This window comes from Agarivorans sp. (genome assembly GCF_050295395.1).
In the GTDB taxonomy this organism is placed as follows: Bacteria; Pseudomonadota; Gammaproteobacteria; order Enterobacterales; family Celerinatantimonadaceae; genus Agarivorans.
Genome location: NZ_JBNKPP010000255.1, coordinates 1 through 20,335, shown reverse-complemented (window position 1 = coordinate 20,335; position 20,335 = coordinate 1). Strand labels below are relative to the sequence as shown.

Genomic DNA, 20,335 nt, shown 5'->3' with positions numbered 1-20,335 from the left:
ATAAAGACTAGGTACGGCTTAACCAATCCCTTGGTTAATCCTAGCGAATTAAAATAAGTGGCCGCGCTAGCTTAGGCGCAAGTGCGGCGCTCAAATTTACCTCAAAGGCTTATAAATAAGTATTCAATTAATCACAAAAATCTTTTTATTATCTGTCGTTTACATGCTATTAACATAAACAATAAAAACGCCCTTGGGCATTTGGGTTTGCTGACAAGAGAGAGTTTAAAGTAGCGGAAAGCTGGGAATGGAATAGAGCAAGAGACTCGGCGCATGGCTAAAAAGTGTTAACGCACCGAGTCGGCGATTAGGCTTAGTTGATGTTTTCGAGTACCAAGGCGAATTTTTCTGGAATGTAATTGCGCTCTTTTAGGTTGTAGACACTGTTTAAGGAACAATTGGCCTTCATGGCAAATACCGAAGGTGGGATGCCTTTTTTACGTAGGGCCTTCCAAAACTGTTTTCCATTAAGCGTGCTCATACATTTACCCTCAATGCTGGTTGTGTTGATATAAGGAGTAGCCTTAAGCCGCCCCTGTTAATGCGCGCTATTAAACGTGAGTTTTATGACAGCTTAATGACTACCGCTTGTTGTCTCCACTCTCGCTGTAGTGGCAATAATTGCTTGGTAAGCTACCGTCACTTGTTTAAGCGTGTGATTTGGAAATTTTTAGAGTAGCGTTTGTATTAATGCGGAGATTAATTTGGGCTCGCTCGTTTAGCCAACTAACAGGTGGCTAGGTAAGAAAGCATTGGTAATTTGGCTATTTCTATTTGCAAGACACAAGACTAGCCCTTGAATTAGCCCCACTTTCTTTGCTTGTGATAATTTTTTATTTCACTCGGTACAGCTTATGGAATTGTGAACTATAACTACTGAGTAGTAGTGATAATGGTTCGGGTAATTGCCAAGGGATTTGGTGCTCGCTAAGTAGTGTATTTTCGTTTTACTCGGTACTGGGCACTTTTTGCAAGGAAAGTTTAGACTCGGTTTGATGGTGCTCTCAACCATCAATAACGTTTCAAGTCTCTTGTTCACCTTAGTCACCGGTACTTCTAACCCGCAGTTTTAATCAAGCTAGATTAAAGGAAATATCCAGCATGAAACGACTTTTGTTCAATCTTTTTTCACTTGCTCTTTTGTTAAGTAGCTCTGCTCTTTTAGCTCAAAATGAAAGCGAGGTGACTCTCTTTACTAACGTCAACGTATTTGATGGGGTACACGAAAAACTTATACAGAATGCCAATGTGGTAGTAACAGGCAACATTATCAGCAATGTATCTACCGAGCCGCTAGCGGTAGCTGGCGGCAAGGTTATCGATGGTGGAGGCCGAACCCTTATGCCAGGGCTTACCGATGCTCATTTCCATATAATGCATGCGCATATTCCAAGTATGCAAGTTCTAGTCAATGATCTTGGCTATCTAACACTGGTGGGCGCTGAAGCGGCTGAAGCAACGTTGATGAGGGGGTTTACCACGGTACGCGATCTTGGTGGTCCGGTGTTTGGCATTAAGAAAATTATCGACGAAGGAAGGTATATAGGCCCAAGGATCTATCCTTCAGGTGCGTATATCACACAGACCTCAGGCCATGGGGATTTTCGCTCTCCTACATCGATACCAAGAAAAGAAGGAAGAGAGCTGCTTGATGCGGAAATGATGGCGTGGACGAGTATCGCTGACGGTGTTCCTCAGGTACTGAGACGGGTACGTGAAAATTTAATGAGAGGTGCTAGTCAGATCAAGGTAATGGCTGGCGGTGGCATTGCTTCTCACAGCGATCCGTTGGATGTAAGGCAATATACCTTTGATGAAATGAAAGCGGCGGTGGATGCCGCAGCTAGTTGGAACACCTATGTTGCCGTGCATGCCTATTCAGACGTTGCGGTTCGTGGCGCATTGGAAGCAGGGGTTCAATCGATAGAACACGGACAGATGATAAGCGAAGACACCGCTAAGCTAATTAAGAAAAAAGACGCATGGCTTTGTTTGCAACCATTTCTAGATGATGAGGACGCAGCACTTCCATTTCCCGAGGGATCTTTAGAACAACTAAAATACCAAGCGGTGAGCAAAGGCACTGAAAAAGCGTATCAGTTGGCCAAAAAGTATGACTTAAAAGTGGCCTTTGGCACGGATTTGCAAAATAACGCGGCAACTGCGGCCAAACAGGGCAAAGTACTGGCCAAATTGACTCGATGGTATGAGCCTTGGGAAGTGTTGAAAATGGCAACCAGCACCAATTATCAACTCTTTAAAATGTCAGGTCTTAGAGATCCCTATCCCGGAATGAACGGGGTGATCAAGGAAGGGGCATTGGCAGATATCCTACTGGTGGACGGCAACCCTCTGCAAGACATCGAGCTAATTGCCAACCCTGAAAAGAACTTTGTATTGATTATGAAAGACGGCAAAATTTACAAAAATACGCTTAATTAGTTGCTATAAGGATAATGTTTTTGCCGGAAAGCCGTGGAGCCTAGGTTAATGCCGCTTACTGAGCTGAGCGGCATTGTTGTTTTTAGCAACGGCTGTTACTTGGGCTTGAGTGTGCGGGGGGATGTTAGCTGACTTCAGTTGAGGGTGTGATGGCCTTTGCTTCTTTGTCCCTTTCTTGCATTTAACGTGTTTTCGTTTCTCTGCTAGCTGGTGGGTTCTAAAACACACTATTTGGCCCCTTCCTTATTCGAGCTTAAAACTTAAGCAATCAAGATTCACCCGTGGGTTTTGCCACGTTATTTCTAACTGCGGCGCTGCTATCAAGCTAACTAGAAGCGACACCTCTACACTCTATTCCAGCCATGTTTTTAGTATTTTTTCACAAAAGTTGATTTTTTTGTTTACTTACATCTTGTTGGTAAAGATAATGATAATAATTATCATGTAGATTGTGAAAAGGATGACCATGCGCTTATTAAGCACCCTGATAGGATCAACGATGCTGCTGGCTAATGTAGCCTCTGCAGCTGTAAACCAACAACAAGTCGTCACTCACTATGCTGAACTAGCCCACGCGGTATACAGTGACTCATTAAACTCTGCAAAAATGTTGCAGCAAGCTAGCCAACAATTGATTGAGCATCCCTCGGCAGAAAACCTCGCAGCAGCGAAACAAGCTTGGAAAGAAGCGCGTCGTTTTTATCAGCAAAGCGAAGTGTTCCGCTTTGGTAATCCGATTGTCGATGAATGGGAAGGGCAGCTAAATGCTTGGCCGTTGGACGAGGGTTTGATTGATTACGTTGCGGCTGATTATCAATATGAGCTGGGTAACCCCGGTGCCACTGCAAATATTATCGCGAATACCAGCCTAAAAGTGGGTGAGCAAAACATCGACTTGAGCAAAATTACTCCTGAGCTGCTGGCTTCATTAAATGAATTAGCTGGTTCAGAGGCCAATGTGGCTACCGGTTATCATGCGGTAGAGTTTTTACTATGGGGCCAAGATCTACACGGTAGCCAAGCGGGTGCAGGCGAGCGCCCTTATACTGATTACCTGCAAGGTAGTGGCTGCACCAATGGCCACTGTGGGCGTCGCGCCGAATACTTAGCCGCGGTAACGCAGTTGTTAGTGGATGATTTAAGCTACATGAGCCAGCAATGGCAGCAAGGTGGTGAGTACCAAAGCCAGTTAGTGTCTGAGCCTAGCCAACAAGCACTGCGCCGCATGATGTTTGGTATGGGCAGCCTTTCTTTGGGTGAATTAGCCGGTGAACGAATGAAGGTCGCCTTAGAAGCCAACTCTACCGAAGACGAGCATGACTGCTTTAGCGACAATACCCATAACTCGCATTTCTATAATAACCAGGGTATTAGCAATGTTTACTTTGGCAGCTTCGAGCGTCTTGATGGTTCTACCTTAAGTGGCCCAAGCTTGGCCGACTTAGTGGCGCAACAAGATCCACAAATAGCCAAAACCAATAAAATGAAGTTTGACGCTTCCATGGCCGAAACCGCCAAATTGGTGGTGAGCGCTGAGCAAAATGGTGTGTACTTCGACCAATTAATTGCGGCCGACAATGTTCAGGGGCATGAGTTGATTAACGGTGCGATCCTCGCTCTCGTTGAGCAAACTCGAGCGATTGAGCAAAGTGCCAAAGTATTAGGGATTGAAAACCTAAATCCTGATACCGCCGACCATGAATTTTAAATATTCGTAAGTCTAAATAACCAAGGGAGCTTAGGCTCCCTTGCTGCGTTTTTGTAACAACAAGCAGGCATGGAGAGAACGCTTGAATAATAATAACAGCATGTGGCTTATTGGGCTGGCCCTAACCTTGGCTAGTAGCGCCTTGAGCGCCAACCCTAATAAACCCGGTGGCGATACTACCACCAGTCGAATTGATGAAAATGCCTTTTCCTTACCCGCGGCCAATTTAGATTTTGACGGGCGCTTAAATTTTAGTACCGGCAATAGTTTTTTCCGCAACCCTTGGGTGGTGGCGCCTGCTACCACGGTAGCGCGAGATGGCCTAGGCCCTTTGTTTAATACCAATGGCTGTCAAAACTGCCACTTAAAAGATGGTCGTGGTCATCCCGCCTTGCAAGGCGATGACAATGCGGTATCGATGTTAGTGCGCATTAGCATTCCAGCTCAGAGCGAGCAGCAAAAGGCTATACAAGCCAAGCAAGGGGTGGTGCCAGAGCCCAACTATGGCGGGCAAATTCAAGACCAAGCAATACCTGGCGTGGCCCCCGAAGCGCGAGTACGTTTTAGCTATAAAGACAAGCCATTTCGTTTTGCCGATGGCAGCCAAGTGATGCTGCGAGAGCCAAGCTTGATAGTGGACCAGCTGGCTTACGGCCCCATGCATCCCGATACGCTGTTTTCTGCGCGTATCGCCCAGCCGATGATTGGTCTAGGTTTGCTGGAAAGCATTAGTGCGCAAGACATTTTAGCGAATCAAGATCCCCAAGATAGCAACGGCGATGGTATTCGCGGCATTGCCAACCAAGTGTGGGATCAGCAACAACAAGCCTTTAGCTTGGGGCGGTTTGGCTGGAAGGCCGGACAACCCAGTTTGATGCAGCAAAACGCCGCCGCGTTTAATGGTGACATTGGCATTACCAGCTTATTGTTTAGCCAAGATCACTGTACCCACAAGCAAACTGCTTGCCGTGAAGCCACCTCGGGAGTGGATCCCGACGGCTCAGAAGTGAGCAATAAACTACTTGGCTTTGTGGAGTTTTATACTCGCCATTTAGCGGTGCCAAAGCGACGTAATCTGGATGAGCCACAGGTGCAGCAAGGCGATAAGTTATTTAGCGAGCTAAACTGCGATGGCTGTCATCGACGCCATTTTGTGACCGCCAAGCGGCCTAATCTTCCGGCGCTGAGTGAGCAGAAAATCTATCCCTATACCGACCTGCTATTACACGATATGGGCCCCGGTTTGGCCGATGGGCGGCCGGAGTATTTAGCCAGCGGCCAGCATTGGCGAACCCCGCCTTTATGGGGCTTAGGTTTAACAGAGGTGGTGAATGGCCATACTCAGTATTTACACGACGGCCGCGCACGTAACGTAACAGAAGCGATTCTATGGCATGGCGGCGAAGCCGAAGCGGCAAAACAAGCCTTTGCTCAGCTCAATGAGGCTCAGCGTAACGCGCTAGTGGCCTTTGTTAATTCATTGTAGGAGTGGTAGATGAAAAAAACGCTAATGATTGGTTTGGCAGCCGCCGGCTGGTGGCTTAGCGCCAGCGCTACCGCTAATCAGCAGGATAGCTGGCTAAGCGGCGAGCGCCAATATATTGCGGCGGCGGCCAGTCAATTACATCTTAATGCGCAGGCTTATCAGCAGCAGTTAGGCGATTATTGCCTCAAGGCTGAGCCGCTGGGCTTGGCGCAAAGCCAGCAAGCTTGGCAGCAAAACTACCAAGCTTATTTGCCGCTACAGGCCACGGCCTTAGGGCCGTTGGTAGATTTAAAGTTAAACTGGGCTTTGAGTTATTGGCCTGATAAAAAAGATACTGCAGGGCGCAAGGTAAAAGCGGCCTTAGCCAACCAAGCTAAAGCCTTAAGCCGCACTCATAGCAATCTACGCAGCCAGGCTTATTTGTTATTTGAAACGCTGAGCGGTGAACAACGTTGTGCATTGCTGCCCCAAATCTTGGAGTTTTATTTGGCCACTGTAGAGCAAGTGCAACAGGGTTTGACGCTGCCCGCATTAGAGCAACTTGAGCATGCCCAGCAGTTGAGTGACTTCTTGAACAGCTACCGTTTGCAAGCCAGCCAAATGCTACGCAAGTTGCGGGCAATGTACTCTGCTAAGCATCAGCGCTTGCGCCCTTATCAAGGTGAAGCTTGGCGCGCCGATCTTAGTATGGCGTTGCTGCGCCAGCAGTTGAGCCTATTACAGGCGCGTTATCAAGCCAACCTACAACCCTATTTGGCATCGGTTGATGGCAAATTAGCCGAGGCGCTAGCGGCCCAGTTTGTTGTCGCTAGCCAGCAACTACCACAGCAAGAACCCAGCGCAGCAGACGCGAACTTAGCCGCCTGGCAAGAGGCCGAGCAAGCCTTAGTTGAGCTGGAAGCGTTATTTGTTCATCAAGTACCACAAGCACTGAATATTGAATTGGGCTTCAACAATAACGATGGTGACTAAAATGCAGCGCCGTCAGTTTTTAAAGGGAATGGGGCTACTGGGGCTAGGCGCGGGCAGTTTAAGCCTTAGTCGCCTCGCTGCAGCCTTGGGCTCTGAGCAAACACTGGCAGAGGATTATTTGTTGATTGCCTGTGCCAAGCAGCAACAGCAGCACTACCTAGCCGCAGCCAATGCGCAAGGGGAAGTGGTTTATCGTTTGCCTCTACCTGCGCGTGGTCACGACGTAGCCTTGGCTAAACCCGAGCAGCAGCTTGGAATTTGTGTAGCGCGTCGCCCTGGTGATTTTGCCCAACTGTTTAATCCGCTTAGCGGAGAGGCTTTAGCTCTGCTTAGTCCGCCAGACAATATGCACTTTTACGGCCACGCCTGCTTTAGTGAAGATGCGCAGCAAATTTACCTTACTGCCGGCTCTGCTCAAACTAGCCAAGGCTGGGTATTGGTTTATCAACGCCAGCAGCAACAATGGCAACTGGCCGAGCAATGGCCGCTAGACGGCCTTGGGCCGCATCAGTTGTTATTGCTGCCGGGCAAGCGTTTGGTGGTGGCCGTGGGGGGCATTCATACCCAAGGGCGTGAAAAGCTTAACTTAGATAGCATGCAGCCCGCCTTGGTATATTTGCATAGCGAGACCGGGCAGCACTTGCTGACGCGCTCTTTAAGCAACTCCAAGTTAAGTATTCGCCACTTAGCTTATTCGCCGCAAAGCGATAGCGTATGGCTGGCCTGTCAGGGGCAAGATCCCCAACAACAGCCAGAATCACTGATTTACTCGCAACAGGGACAGGGCGAGTGTGTGGCTTTAGATCCCCATGCCGATTATTGGCCGATGTTTGATCAATACATCGGCAGTATTATCTGCCATCAGGGGCAGGTTTTAGCTAGCTCTCCGCGTGCGGGAAAACTGGCAGCTTGGTCTGAGCAACAGGGCGAGCTTGAGCAATTAATGCAATACGATGATGTATGTGGTTTGGCGCAAACCGCCGATGCGTGGCATGCGTCTACTGGCCAAGGTTTGTTGATTCATCAGGCGAGTGACTTGAGTCGCCAGCGTACCCAGTTACAGTGGGACAATCACATGGCGCTACTTAGCTTAAGTTGAGTGGTGATTGATTAGCGGGGTGAGCAGGTACTCAAATTAAGCACCTGCCAGCTCGATAGGTGTAGTAAGCTGGCAGGGCTGTCACCTTAGCGGCTGTGGTGGCGCTCGTCGGTATGAGGGTTTATATAGCTGTGGCTGCCGCGTATATCTTCGGCGTAGTGAGCTGATTGCCCTAGTTCTTCAAAAATCTCTTTTAAGGCCAGCTGTTGTTCGTTGCTGCTTTGTTCAAAACGTATATGCAATAGTTTTTTACCCTCATGATCGTTGCTTTGGTCTACCACGTTGCCAGTCAACTCAAGGTGTTTGTTCTTGCCTTTAAATAAATAATCCAGCGCCAGTTTCACGCTCTGCTGAATATTAATACCATGCTGAGTCGGTACCGTGAGTTTTACCCCGCCCAAGCTGACATCTTTAGTTAAGCCCTGAAAGCTTATTTGTCCTTGCTTAATGGTGTATTTTAATCCTGTAGGCATTCGTGGATGAGTGCGTTTCTCATCGGATTTTTTAGTCGGCGCCTTCACCTGAGTTTCAATCGAGAAGCGCTGTAATAGGTCGGTAATGTTGCTAGAGACTTGGGCTAATTGACCGGCCACCAAAGCCGAGGTTTCCGATTTGTTATGGCTGTCTTCGATAATTTCTTGTAACTCGATTTGGGTTTGTTTGAGTATTTCCAATTGTTGGTTTTGGTGCTCGACTTGTTCGTCGATATTTTGTTGAGCTTGAGCCACTTGTTGAATGTTTTCGGTGACTTGCAGTATGCCTTGTTCGGTTTGCTGAGAGGTTTCGCGGCTTTGTTCTACCTTGCTGGTGACCTCGGCCATACTGGTGACCACCAGTTGTACCCCTTCGGTGAGCTGAGTAATGAGCTTGGCGATTTCGTCGGTCGAGTTGCCGGTACGGGCGGCGAGGCTACGTACCTCGTCGGCCACTACTGCAAAACCTCGGCCTTGCTCGCCGGCGCGGGCGGCCTCAATAGCGGCATTTAATGCCAGTAAGTTGGTTTGTTCGGAAATGGCGCGGATCGCATCAACAATGCCATAAACCTGCTCGGCGGTATTGCTTAAGTCTTGAATAAAGCGGCTGGCTTTTTGGGTTTCTTCCGAGGTGGTACTCATCATCGAAATATTTTCGCTCACTAGGGTAGAAGCATGGGTTGATAGCGAGTTACATTCGGTCACCATGCTTAAGGTCTGAGCAGCAATTTCACTGAGTCTGGCGGTGGATTCTTCAAGGCTTTGTGAGTTTTCATACATATTACTGAAGCGCTGCTGCTCGTTGCGATTGGCTTGACTGATTTGAGTAGACAGCTCTGAGACTTGGGTAGACGACAAATTGATACTGCTAGACGCCACACGAATTTCGCCAAAAGCTTCTTGCAAGGATTGGCGCATTAATTCGATGTGGTGCGCCAACATACCCACTTCATTCTTGCTGATAATATTGTTTAGCTCGGGCAGGGCTTTGAGATCACCGCGGCTAATTTTACGGCTGGTTGCTACCAGTAGATTAATGGGCTGAGTCGTGTCTCTAATTACCAACCACGCCATTAACGATGCCAGCAGTACCATAATCACTGCCAAGCCTATACTGTTATTGACTAAGCTATATAGTTTTTGCTCGGAATAGCTAGCATAAATGCCTACCGCCTTATTCATTGCCGCCATGCTTTTATGATTACTTTCTAAAAAGGCTGTGGCGTTGGCCGTGCTGGGGGTTTGGCGTAGGTTTTTAGCGGCTTGCAACTGCTGTTGCCATAGTTGTTCTACCGTGCGAAGTTGTTCAATAAAGGGTTGGAAACTTGGGGTTGGCAGATTAATTGCGTTGTTCATGCCTAAGTCGGCGTAGGTTTTTCCACCTCTTATTAGAGCATTAAGTGAAGTTTCGTACAGGGCGACGGTTTTATCGGCGCTGAGTATGCCTGGTAAATCTTGGCCTTGTTGCTGGCTGCGAAATAGTTCTTCAGCAGAGAATTTTTTAGTTAACATCCGTTGGCGACCAGCAATATTGACGATTTGCGCATCGGCGTTATTTTGCTGGAGAGAGGTGGTCACCAAAAGCACTTCGCCCATCATGGCTAAAGCCAGTAATAAGGGTAAAATAAACAGCTTTTTTCGAATAGAAATAGATTTAAGCATACTTGCCATCCCTGCAATTTAATAACCTCATCAGTATAGAACATGTTATTGATATTACTAATATGTTGCTGGCAGGTTGCGGCGTGCAAAAACAAAGCAGAGCGCTGGGGCTGGCCCCAGCGGTATTTGGGTTTAAACGGCTTGCTGGGGTTTTCTTAACCAAGCCAGCGAAGGACGTCCTTTAGTGAAGACCAAAAGGTTGCCTAACAATACTGTGGCTACCCCTAATAAACCTAAGTTACTCCACTGATAGCCTTCAAAAATGGTGGACAGCGCCAAAGCAACAATAGGAAACAGTACCGTAGCGTAGGCTGCTTTTTGTGGCCCTAAACGCCCCACCAACACTAAGTAGAAACTAAAACCTAGCACCGAGCCGATAATGGCTAAATAGAATAAGCTACTCAGGTACAGTGGTTGCAGACTAAAGCTGAAACCTTGTCCTGAAACGAGGCTCCATAACAACAGTAATAGTGCTCCGTAAGCCATGCCGTAAGCATTTACCGACAATACCGACAGCCCCTGTTTTTGTTGTTTGGCCGATAACATGTTGCCCAAGGAAAAACAGTAGGTTCCTGCCAGTGCCATCACTAGCCCTAGTATTTGTTCGCTGAAATGCTCTGCTTGGCTAAGGTCTGGGTAGAACAGCATGATAATGCCACCTATGCCTAAACAGCCGCCGCAGAGTAGCCGTAAGCTGGGGCGTTGGCCATGAAATAGCCAACTATTGAGCATGTTCATGATGGTGGCAATAGAAAAGACAATCGAAATTAACCCGCTGGGTATGTACTGGGCGGCGTGATAAAACAGCATGAAGTTACAGCTAAATAGGCATAAGCCTAATAACAGACAACTAAGGTGCTGCTGCGGATTAAGTTTTTGCAGGCGGCCGCTTAAGGCCAGTACGCAGACTAAAATCAACGCGGCAATGGCAAAGCGATACATGATGGAGTTGGCGATGGGCACGTCGCCGATTTGGTAGGCTATGGCCAGCCAGGTGGTTCCCCAAATAAATACTGTTGCGGGATAAAGTACAGCTGTCATGCCGCCTCCTTGTGGACTCAATAAGTTGAGCTCGCAGTATCGCAGTTTAGTCTGCACAACTATTTCAGTTTCTTGCGCAGCTTAGCGCCGTTTTATAGATTATTGCGCTTTTTCGCTAAGCTGGCTTTTATTTTTAGGTAAGGGCCTATGCTTCGCGGCGGTTTTCTTCGCGGCTTGTTCGCCGCGCTTGCTGTTCGTTTATTGGAGTGGTTCTGATGAGCGCAGCTTTCGCGGCTAAGAGGGCTGCATATCCTTAGTGAGTTTTAAGCGATGCTTGCCACGGGTGGCCTTGGTTTCTAGGTAGTAGTGGTTATCTTGTTTGCGATATACCCCAGTACTTTGCATTTCGGTGACTTTAATCCCGTGTTGCTCTAGGGCGGCTTGTTTACGTGGATTATTGCTTAATAGCTTTAGCTGAGATATCCCCATGGCTGTAAGCATTTGCGCAGCTTCAGCAAAGTCTCGCAAGTCATCGTCAAAGCCCAGTTGGTTGTTAGCCGAATAGGTGTCGATGCCTTTAATTTGTAGTTGGTAGGCGTCTAACTTGTTGTATAGGCCAATGCCTCGGCCTTCTTGGCGCATATAAAGAATGATGCCGCCTTGCTCGGCCATTTTTTCAATGGCCTCGTTAAGCTGCTCGCCGCAGTCACAACGTGACGAACCAAACACATCGCCGGTTAGGCATTCGGAATGGATCCGCACTAAGGGCGTGTTTTGTAGGCTGTCGGCTTGCTTAAATACCAAGGCAACATGTTCTTTGTCGGTTTTTAGATCGGTGAAGGAGAGCATTTCAGCAGGAATATCGCTACGTCGGCCTACCTGAAACGGTACCCGAGTACGAATTTGACTGGTTTTTGCTGGTTGATTCATCAATGCGCTCCATTACTACTGCTTAGGCGAGGCAGAAGTGTATAAATTCATTATACCAAATGCAAAGCATTCCTAATTGCAAAAGCGCTGCTGGGCTTAGAAAGCTTCGTCAACATTAAAGTAAAATCCAGTTTCATCTTTCCCAACGCCTAAATCCAAGCGTAAGTTGACTCGGGTTTTTACCTCAAGCCGGTAACCCACCCCTGCACTGGGCAGAATTTGTTCGGCTTTAAACTCTTTCAATTCAGGAGCAATCGCGGCGGCAGCTAGCCAAAATACCATACCGTGGCGTTTGGGGAGATCCCAACGGTATTCCACTTGGCTAAGCAGGCTATGTTTGTCGCGATAGCGGCCATTGGTATAGCCGCGTAAATCCGAGCCTCCGCCAATGGTGGATAACATATTCCATGGCACATCACCGTCGCTAAAGCGGCTTTTAAATTGCCAAGCCAGCACACTGTTACGTGGGCCAAGAGGCTGATACTGACTGTAATTAAAGTTAAGCGTTTGAAAATGGGTATTGCTGCCGTAAAAAGGGCGAAACAAACCAGTATCTATTTGTACTAGTTGTCCACTATAGGGGCTATGTGTGTTATCGCGGCTGTCGTAGTCAAAGCGCAAATTTAGCCCCACCGAGCGCGAGCTGGCTTCAAGCACGCTGGCGTCTACTTCGCTGCTACTGGCGGGACTAATTTCGCTGGTATTGGCGTAGCTCATATCTAAGCCTGCGCCTACTAGGCTATGTTCACCGACTCTTTTTAATAAGCTGGGTTGCAGGGCATAGTATTGCTGGTGAAAGTGCACCAAGTTTTTGTCTTGATGGTTTTGCTGGTATCCCGTGCCGTAATACACCTCGGGAGCATCAGACAGTTGAGCGTTTAAATAGAAGCGCCATTGGTCTTGCTTAAAAAAAGTCCGGTTATCCACCACTAAACCCACCGAGCCATTCACCGAGGCAAAGCCGTTGAGCATTAAAGACGATATGGGGCTAAGGGTGTCCTGCGGATCAACCTGGTATAAACCTATCGCCGATATGCCCAAACCCAAGGACATTTCTGGATTATAAAAAGGCCCCGGCAATATACTGAAGTCGATGCTTTTACTGTTGTCATAGCCGCCGTCGGCACCCAGTTTGTCGAGTAGGGTATCTAACCAAGAGGCTTCGTCTGTTTCACTGGCGGCTGGGATATTCGCGTAACTCAGCGATGTGCTTAAGATTAAACTGAGCGCTAAGCCGATGATTTTCTTCATAGATATTCCGTTCCTTGGCTATAGGCTAGTTTAGTTTAGAAACAGCTGGATGGCTTGGCTGATTAAATGCGGATACTCATTACTAATGTTGTGCGGTGCGTCGTTAATCACCATTAAGGGCGCATTTAACTGTCGTGCCAATTGTTTGCCTTGTTCCAGAGTAAATACCAAGTCGTTTTCTCCCCAAATCACTAAACTGGGCGGCAGTGCTTTACTGCTTGGCTCGGCCAACAGTTGGTCACGGTAGGCTGGAAGGCTGGTAATTAGCTGGCGTTTTTGCGCCTGCCAAGGGGCGAAGTAACGCTGATAGATTTGCTCATCAATGGCGTGGGGCAGCGGAGGAAAGTGGCTAAATACCCGGCTGAGCAGGTGGCGCATTTGCTTACGATCTTCGGGGACAAAAATGTCGGCTGGCTGCTCGCGCTCAAAACGTTGGCTTAACTGCTGTAATTGTTGGTCGCTGATAAAAGTGCCGGGGCTGGACAATAACACGAGTTTATTCACACCGCTGGATTTAAGCATCATGTCGTAGCTAACCAAGCCGCCGTAGGAAATACCCACTAGATGGTAGTGCTTTACTCGCAACTGAGCTAACAGCTGCTCTACGGCTAGGCGCTGGGTGGTGATGTTGGCTGGGCCGTCGCTATAAGAGTCGCCGAACCAAGCTAAGTCGGGGGCAATAACGCGATAGTGTTGGCTTAATTCCAGCATCATGGCTAACCAAGTAGTGGTGGCGGTGCCACCAAAGCCATGCAGCATTACTAAGGGGTCACCTTGGCCGCCTACCCAGTAGCGCAGTTGCCCACCTTCGCTGAGTTTGAGTTCAGTTTGGGTAAAATGGGCTTGTTGTAGTTTGCGTTGGTCAAGCCGCTCTTTGACACTTAAGGCCGAACAGCCAGAGAGGCTCAACAACATCAGTAATACAGCGAGTTTTTGCGCGCAAAGCTTTACGATTGCCATTAGAAACGGTATCCCAGACCTAACATTACACTGCTACGAGTGCCAAAGCCTATCTCAAGCAATGCGTCGATGCTATCGCTAACTGAGGCTTGCCCACCAATTAAGCCATTCCAGTTGCTGGCTAGACCTTGATTCACCTTAAACTTGCCGGTAGAGGGCAGTGGGGCAGGCAAATGGACGCCAATGTCGGCCAGCTTGCCGGCAAAGTTTTGCTCAACATCTTGATACATTGCGCCGCCCCATAGTTGTAGGTCGCGGCCATTATATTGCCAACGATAACCCACTCTGGGGCTAAGCACTAAGGTGCTTATGGCGCCTTCAAGTATGTCTAAGCTGGTTTTGGTGTAGTTAACATCAACCAGACCAAACCAATTACCAATGCCACCCACAATGGTGGTGCCAGCGCCATAGCTAATACCACTAAAATCCAGAATGAAGTCGAAGTGGGGGCCTATCGGCTGCTCGGCTAGGCTCAGTTGTACATTGGCCACGCTGCTGCCTTTGGTTTGGCCTAAAATGCCATAAACGTTAAGAAAAGGCAGTAGCCAAACATCGCCGCGCAGGCTAAGGGTTTCTGAGTCTTGCAGGGCTTGGCTACCTTGAATTGACAGTGCCTTATCAATCACATCTCCCAGCCCAGAAAAGCCAACACTGTCCACCATTAAGGGTTGCGACATATTCATGTAGTTAATGCTAAAACCATAGGGTTTAGGCAGCTGGTGGCCTAGGTCTATGGCCTCTTGGGCCCAAATGGGGAAGTAAGCATCGTAGACTAGCTTGTCGTCTTTAAGCTGGTTAGCGAAACTGAGTTGGGGGAGTAAGCTGGTTAGCACTAAGCTGAGTAATGCCGTGTTTAAGGTGAAGTTCATGATTGTTCTCGAAATCGCTAATGTCGTCGCTAAGCGGCGAAGCATAAAACCACCTTATTCCAAGGTAACGCAGACTTCCATGTGTTAGTAGGCGAGTGCATGTAACCGCTTGGTGTTTATTCACAGCAATACTAAAAAGGCTTTTAGATTCAACACTTAAAATCAAACGCGAGATTCTAGGGAAAGCCTCCCATAAAGACAAGTAATTACTGTGGTTATTTGTGTTTGGTTTTTCTGATACTCGCGATTATGATGAAACCCACTGGACTGATGTTGCGCGTTAAAGGAGGAAATGCGATGAAGCCGCTACAACCATTGCTTTTTCAGCAAGCGCACGTCTTTGAACGTTTGAATCAAGCGCGCGCTACTCTCGATGGTTTGGTGAGTTTGAGCTCTGAACTGGGTTTTGCCCGTTGGTCAAACAAGGATGATCGCACCGCTTATCAACGCCCTGAGCATCATACTTTAAGTGTTTACCTCTCTGGGGGCTATCAAACCAAACGCGTATTGGGCGGCCAGTTGGTTGAAGGTGGAGCGCCGGATAAAATTTGTTTAATGCCGGCGGGGCATGAATCTCAATGGCAAGTAGATGGTGACCTAGCCTTTGTTCATTTGTATTTTTCCGAGCAGAGCCTGCGCGATGAAATAGAGCGAGTATGGGACAAAGACGCCCGCGACTTAAGCTTACAAGAACTCACTTTTGCCGACGACCCCGCCATTAGCAGCCTAGTACAGCAGTGGCTGCTAAGGTTGAATTGGTCGGATAAGGCTGACTTTTTAGCACTACAGCAGGTGGGGCAGCTACTGCTTAATCACATTGCCAAGCAGTATAGCTCTCGCCCACTAGCGCCCTTGGAACTTAAGGCCGGTTTAGCGCCATTTCAATTGCAGCGTTGTAAGGACTACATTGAAGCGCATTTGGCCGATAATATCAGTTTGCAGCACTTGGCGGCGCTGGTGGGCTTAAGCGAATATCACTTTGCCCGCATGTTTAAGCAAAGCTGTGGCCTTAGTCCGCACCGTTATGTGAGCGAGAGACGGGTAGCCTTGGCCAAACAGCTATTGCGCTTGGCCGACTTAAGCTTGTCTGAGATAGCCTATCAGTCGGGCTTTTCTTCACAGGCACATTTTAGTGCCCGCTTTAAGCAACTCACCGGATACAGCCCCAAGGCCTACCGTGAGGCTTTGGCTTAGCCTTAAATGATTACCGGAAAATGTTGCTGCGGATGGCGCAGGATCTCGGCCTGATAATCAAATACCTGAGCAATGTTGCTCTGAGTGAGTACCTGCTCAGGGCGACCATCGTGGTAAATTTGACCTTCTTTTAGCAACAAAATTCGCTGGCAGTAACGTGAGGCAAGGTTAAGATCGTGCACCACACTTACCACCGTTGCGCCTTGTTGGCTGAGCATGGAGGCATGCTCCATTACCGCTTGCTGATGATTTAAATCCAGCGCGCTGGTGGGCTCATCTAATAACAAAATTTGTTGCTCAAGCTGGCTATTGGCCAATTGCGCAGTGACGCGAGCATAGTGAACCCGTTGTTTTTCACCGCCGGACAACTGCGGGTAGGGCGTGTCGCGGTAGTGCCATATGTCCATTAATTGCAGTTGCTGTTTAATCAGCTGTTGCTGGTCTCGGTAGCTTAGCTGGCTATTAATTAAACCTAAGCCCACCACTTCACTAACGCGAAAAGCAAAACTTAACTCTGAGCTTTGTGGTAATACCGCTAAATGTCGGCTTAGCTCGGCTTTATTCCATTGTTGACGGGGTTTTCCCAGAATGGTGATTTCACCTTGCTGTTGCTGCCGGTCGCCACAAATTAGTTTTAGTAGCGAGCTTTTACCGGCACCATTAGCCCCCAGTAGGGCGGTGTGCTGGCCAGAATAAAAGGATAAATTGAGCTGCTTAAACAGCTGGTTTTGCGCCAGTGAAAAGTCTAGCTGGCTCAGTTGAATGCTGGTGATGGGAGATGACATAGCGTTCCTAGACAATACGTTGGCGCTGTTGCAGCAATAAGAAAATAAAGAAAGGCGCGCCGACTAGGGCGGTAACAATGCCCACGGGTAACTCTGCTGGGCTAATAATAATCCGCGACACTAAGTCAGCTAGCAGCAACAAGGCGGCGCCTAATAAGGCGCTGTAAGGAATTAAACGCTGATGATTCGGCCCTAAAGACATGCGAATTAGGTGGGGAACCACCAAGCCGACAAAGCCAATGAGCCCCGACACCGATACCGCAATGCCCACCCCAAGGGCGGTAAAAAATATCAGCTGGCGCTTAAGGCGCTGTACATCTATGCCTAAGTGTCCGGCTTCGGCTTCGCCCAATAATAAGGCGTTAAGCGCTTGAGCCTTGGCCATGAATACCACTATTAAAATGGCCAGTGTAGCGAAGGATAAAACAATATTAGCCCAACTGGCTCCGGCTAAAGAGCCCATTTGCCACAGGCTTAAATCACGGAGCATTTGCTCGTCGGCCAAGTAGGTCAGCAAACTCACACCCGCACCCGACAAAGCGCCTATCGCAATCCCCGCCAGTAGCATCATCACTACCGAGGTGCCGGTGGCACTGGTGCCTAAGCGATACACCAAAATAGTGGTGATAAAACCGCCAGTAAAGGCAAATAGCGGTACCGCCAAGGTATTAATTAGCTCGGGCAGCTGTAAGTTGAGTAAACTGAGCAACACTATGGCAATGGCGGCACCGGCCGCGCTACCACTGGATACACCAATGATCCCCGGGTCGGCCAAGGGGTTGCGAAACAAGCCCTGCATTACCGCGCCACAAATGGCTAAAATGGCTCCCACCGCAATACACAATAGGGTGCGTGGTAGGCGAATGCCGGTCACTACCAGTTGGTAATGGGCTGGCCCGTCTATCTGTTGAAAGGGCAGTAAGGCGGCTAGGGCATCTTTTACCGGAATACGCATTGGCCCTTGCGTCACCGAGAGCAAAGCCGTGGCCAGCAGCACCAACAAGGCTAGCGGTAGCAGCCAAGTATTAAATAAGCCCTTGGGATGAGCCGAATGTTGAGAAAATAGAGACATCAATAAAACCTAGTTATCAGCGCAGCGATAAAGCTTGCGCAATATTATTGTAAGCGTTCGCTCAGTTGTAGTGCCTGATCTATGCTGGCTAAGCCTAAGCCACCAATTAATGCATGTCCATCAATAGCATAGATAGCTTTGTTTTTTCCTGCGGGGGTCGCGGCTAAGATAGGAAATTGCTTTAATACTCCATCAATACCACCTAATTGATTTAGGCTGCGTTGGCTAAATAATAGTAGCTCTGGTTGCAGAGAAATAATCGCCTCATTCGACAGCGGTTTATAGCTGCTGATGTGAGGCTCGGCGAGGTTAACAGCACCGGCTAAATTAATGATTTTATCGGCGGTGGTATCTTTACCCGCGCTGATCAATTTTTTGCCATCATGACTCATGAAAAACAAGGTATTCACCGGCTTGGCGCTTTGCGAGCGCAGGGCAAGCTGTTGCAGCTTTTGTTGCAATTGCGCTTGCAGTTGCTGCGCCTGTTGTGTGTGACCAGTGAGTGAGGCTAATTCATCAATGCGCTGTACCAAGCTGGCTACCGATGAGCCGCTATTAAGGGTATGAATGGCCACGCCGGCTTGTTGCAACTGGTTGAGGCTACTAGAAGGCCCCATTTCTTCGCTGCCAATAACAGCATCGGGCACTAAGGCTAGCAGGCCTTCGGCACTGAGTCGGCGATGATAACCCACTACTGGCAGATTTAAGTTGCTGGGTAGCTCGCTGGTGGAATCTACCGCAATCAATTGTTGTTGAGCATCTAAGGCCAGCAAAATCTCGGTGATGTTGGCTCCGGCGCTCACAATGCGTTGGTGAGCAGCGTAGCTGCTATTGGTAAAAACTAGGCTTAGGCCGAGTAGGCTAGCGCACAAAGCAGGGTAAAGGCGTTTAATCATGGTTCTTTTCCATTAATATTTGGGTGGTTTCAATGTTGAGTTGCTGGAGTAATTCGAGCAGCTTCAGTAACTGCTCTACCGATACCTGTGGCTCGCTGGCTAAGCTGACGCTAGCCGCAGACTGCTGAGTGAGTTGCTGCTTTAAAGCCGCTGCAAATTCGTCAAACTGTTGATAGCGCTGCTGGGCTATGCCCCAAGTGGGGCTCGCCTGAAATAAGCTAATTTGGATAACTGCGGGTTGTTCTGCCACCTGCGCCTGTTGGTTACGCGTAGTGGGCAGATCCATATCCATTTGGTAGACCCGACTATTAGCGGTGAGCAGCAGAAACACCAAGACAATGAAAATAATGTCTAATAAGGCGGTTAAGTCGGGCACCATGCTAAACCCGCTATTTTGGTCTTCGGCTTTAATCATGCGGCGTTAGGCTCAAGCTTGCTGGCGTTTTGCGGCTGAAAACCTGCCAAAGTTTTAGCGTCGTCGGCTAGGGTATCAACCCCTTCTATCATTAAGTTGGCTTGATTAATGGTAGTTTCTAGCTCATGAATAATGCGGTCTTTCCATAGGCTTAAGCCGTGGGCAAAGGCCAAGGCCGGCACGGTAAGTAGCAAACCGGCTGCGGTGGTGTACATGGCCGTACCCAAACCTTGAGACAACATCGCCGGGTTTACGGCTTGTTCACTTAGCGCTAGCGCATCAAACATTTCGATTAAACCCAGTACCGTACCCAGTAAGCCCAATAACGGGCTAATTAAGGCCAGAATGTGTAAGGCTTTTAAACCTCTGGCCAGTTTGTGTTGCTGCTGGCGTAGCCACACTGCGGCGATTTCTTCGCGCAGAGGCTTAGTTTGATTTTTATGTACCAGCAATAAGCAAATGGCTTTGCGCGATAAACTGCGCGAGCGCGAGAAACAGTTTTTCTGCTTGCTGCAAGTGCCTTGCTGAGAGAGTAAGTGGGTGGCCAACTTCAACCAATTACGTTGGTGGTTACTAATATGTACATAAGCGAGGCTTAATACCCGTTCAATGATAATGGCGCAGGCCAATACCGAGCAGGCGATAAGCGGCCAGCACAGGTCGCCGAGTTGTTCTGCGGTAATGATGTCACTTAAGCCACCAAGTTGTTCTGAAGACAGTAGTTGCATGGGATTAACTCAATTTAAATCGAATGGGAATAACGGCGCGGGAAGCCTGAGCTTGGCCGTCGACGATAAGGGCTTTAAATTTCCACTGTTGCACCGCTTTAAGGGCTGCTTTATCCAAGCTTTTTATGCCTGAGCTATCAGTGATTTCGCGTTTGGTTTGGCGGCCGTGGCGATCTATCCATACTTCAACCATTACTGTGCCCTCTAAACCGCGCTTTCTCGCTACACGCGGGTAAACCGGTGCGCTGGGTGGCTGGGCAAAGCGGGGCTGGCTATTTAAGCGTGGCAGTTGCGACAGTCCTTGCTGGTGTTGAGGCTGAGAGTTGACTTGGCTACTGGCTAGTGGCTCAGCTTCTGGCTGTTGCTGGTCATCAATAGCGGGCTTAACGGGCTGAGGCGGCGTCTCTTTAAC

The 20,335-nt window shown here is 48.6% G+C and carries 19 protein-coding genes; 6 read left to right on the top strand and 13 right to left on the bottom strand.

The features are described from left to right. Positions 1-313: 313 nt before the first annotated feature. The gene (locus ACQY6Q_RS14965) at positions 314-481 is read right to left on the bottom strand and encodes a hypothetical protein (protein WP_427982585.1); all 168 of its coding nucleotides are present in this window, start codon (positions 479-481) and stop codon (positions 314-316) included. A gap of 620 nt (positions 482-1,101) precedes the next feature. Here ACQY6Q_RS14965 and ACQY6Q_RS14960 point away from each other — a divergent pair. The 5 genes from ACQY6Q_RS14960 (at position 1,102) to ACQY6Q_RS14940 (ending at position 7,707) form a co-directional block, all read left to right on the top strand. Beyond that, a complete protein-coding gene (locus ACQY6Q_RS14960; RefSeq protein ID WP_427982583.1) occupies positions 1,102-2,442 on the top strand; it encodes an amidohydrolase family protein in 1,341 nt (446 codons plus the stop codon). A gap of 499 nt (positions 2,443-2,941) precedes the next feature. Beyond that, on the top strand, positions 2,942-4,150 hold the full coding sequence (locus tag ACQY6Q_RS14955; protein ID WP_427982582.1) for an imelysin family protein: 1,209 nt from the start codon (positions 2,942-2,944) through the stop codon (positions 4,148-4,150). Between the two features lie 82 nt (positions 4,151-4,232). Further along, positions 4,233-5,636 (top strand): di-heme oxidoredictase family protein, encoded by a 1,404-nt coding sequence (locus tag ACQY6Q_RS14950; RefSeq protein ID WP_427982580.1) that lies wholly within the window; start codon positions 4,233-4,235, stop codon positions 5,634-5,636. A gap of 9 nt (positions 5,637-5,645) precedes the next feature. Then, positions 5,646-6,608: a hypothetical protein gene (locus ACQY6Q_RS14945; RefSeq protein ID WP_427982577.1), complete on the top strand. Its 963-nt coding sequence runs from the start codon at positions 5,646-5,648 to the stop codon at positions 6,606-6,608. A gap of 1 nt (position 6,609) precedes the next feature. After that, on the top strand, positions 6,610-7,707 hold the full coding sequence (locus tag ACQY6Q_RS14940; protein ID WP_427982576.1) for a DUF1513 domain-containing protein: 1,098 nt from the start codon (positions 6,610-6,612) through the stop codon (positions 7,705-7,707). An 86-nt stretch (positions 7,708-7,793) separates the two neighbouring features. Here the strand turns inward: ACQY6Q_RS14940 and ACQY6Q_RS14935 are convergent, their stop codons facing one another. From ACQY6Q_RS14935 to ACQY6Q_RS14910, 6 genes are all read right to left on the bottom strand, one after another. Further along, on the bottom strand, positions 7,794-9,842 hold the full coding sequence (locus tag ACQY6Q_RS14935) for a methyl-accepting chemotaxis protein (RefSeq protein WP_427982575.1): 2,049 nt from the start codon (positions 9,840-9,842) through the stop codon (positions 7,794-7,796). A 132-nt stretch (positions 9,843-9,974) separates the two neighbouring features. Beyond that, positions 9,975-10,883, bottom strand: coding sequence for a DMT family transporter (locus ACQY6Q_RS14930; RefSeq protein ID WP_427982574.1), 909 nt, complete (start codon positions 10,881-10,883; stop codon positions 9,975-9,977). 234 nt (positions 10,884-11,117) lie between these two features. Further along, positions 11,118-11,753, bottom strand: coding sequence for a GTP cyclohydrolase II (locus ACQY6Q_RS14925; RefSeq protein WP_427982571.1), 636 nt, complete (start codon positions 11,751-11,753; stop codon positions 11,118-11,120). Between the two features lie 96 nt (positions 11,754-11,849). Further along, entirely contained in the window at positions 11,850-13,004 is a 1,155-nt protein-coding gene (locus tag ACQY6Q_RS14920) for a BamA/TamA family outer membrane protein (RefSeq protein ID WP_427982569.1), read from the bottom strand. A gap of 30 nt (positions 13,005-13,034) precedes the next feature. Beyond that, positions 13,035-13,964 (bottom strand): alpha/beta fold hydrolase, encoded by a 930-nt coding sequence (locus ACQY6Q_RS14915; RefSeq protein WP_427982568.1) that lies wholly within the window; start codon positions 13,962-13,964, stop codon positions 13,035-13,037. After that, positions 13,964-14,833: a virulence protein gene (locus ACQY6Q_RS14910; protein WP_427982566.1), complete on the bottom strand. Its 870-nt coding sequence runs from the start codon at positions 14,831-14,833 to the stop codon at positions 13,964-13,966. Before ACQY6Q_RS14910 ends, ACQY6Q_RS14915 begins: the two co-directional genes overlap by 1 nt. 297 nt (positions 14,834-15,130) lie before the next feature. Between ACQY6Q_RS14910 and ACQY6Q_RS14905 the strand changes: the two genes are divergently transcribed. Further along, a complete protein-coding gene (locus ACQY6Q_RS14905; protein ID WP_427982564.1) occupies positions 15,131-16,027 on the top strand; it encodes a helix-turn-helix domain-containing protein in 897 nt (298 codons plus the stop codon). A 2-nt stretch (positions 16,028-16,029) separates the two neighbouring features. On the opposite strand, the gene ACQY6Q_RS14900 is transcribed toward ACQY6Q_RS14905, so the two are convergent. The 6 genes from ACQY6Q_RS14900 to ACQY6Q_RS14875 all read right to left on the bottom strand — a co-directional run. After that, entirely contained in the window at positions 16,030-16,812 is a 783-nt protein-coding gene (locus ACQY6Q_RS14900; protein ID WP_427982562.1) for a heme ABC transporter ATP-binding protein, read from the bottom strand. Positions 16,813-16,819: 7 nt separating this feature from the next. Continuing rightward, the gene (locus ACQY6Q_RS14895) at positions 16,820-17,884 is read right to left on the bottom strand and encodes a FecCD family ABC transporter permease (RefSeq protein ID WP_427982560.1); all 1,065 of its coding nucleotides are present in this window, start codon (positions 17,882-17,884) and stop codon (positions 16,820-16,822) included. Between the two features lie 44 nt (positions 17,885-17,928). Continuing rightward, positions 17,929-18,780: a heme/hemin ABC transporter substrate-binding protein gene (locus ACQY6Q_RS14890; RefSeq protein ID WP_427982559.1), complete on the bottom strand. Its 852-nt coding sequence runs from the start codon at positions 18,778-18,780 to the stop codon at positions 17,929-17,931. Beyond that, positions 18,773-19,195 carry an ExbD/TolR family protein gene (locus tag ACQY6Q_RS14885; protein WP_055734560.1) on the bottom strand — a complete coding sequence of 141 codons (423 nt, stop codon included), beginning with the start codon at positions 19,193-19,195 and terminating at the stop codon, positions 18,773-18,775. Before ACQY6Q_RS14885 ends, ACQY6Q_RS14890 begins: the two co-directional genes overlap by 8 nt. Next, positions 19,192-19,923, bottom strand: coding sequence for a MotA/TolQ/ExbB proton channel family protein (locus ACQY6Q_RS14880; RefSeq protein ID WP_427982556.1), 732 nt, complete (start codon positions 19,921-19,923; stop codon positions 19,192-19,194). The genes ACQY6Q_RS14885 and ACQY6Q_RS14880 overlap by 4 nt, the downstream gene beginning before the upstream one ends. Positions 19,924-19,927: 4 nt before the next feature. Then, a partial coding sequence (locus tag ACQY6Q_RS14875) for an energy transducer TonB (RefSeq protein ID WP_427982555.1) occupies positions 19,928-20,335 on the bottom strand: 408 nt, incomplete at its 5' end.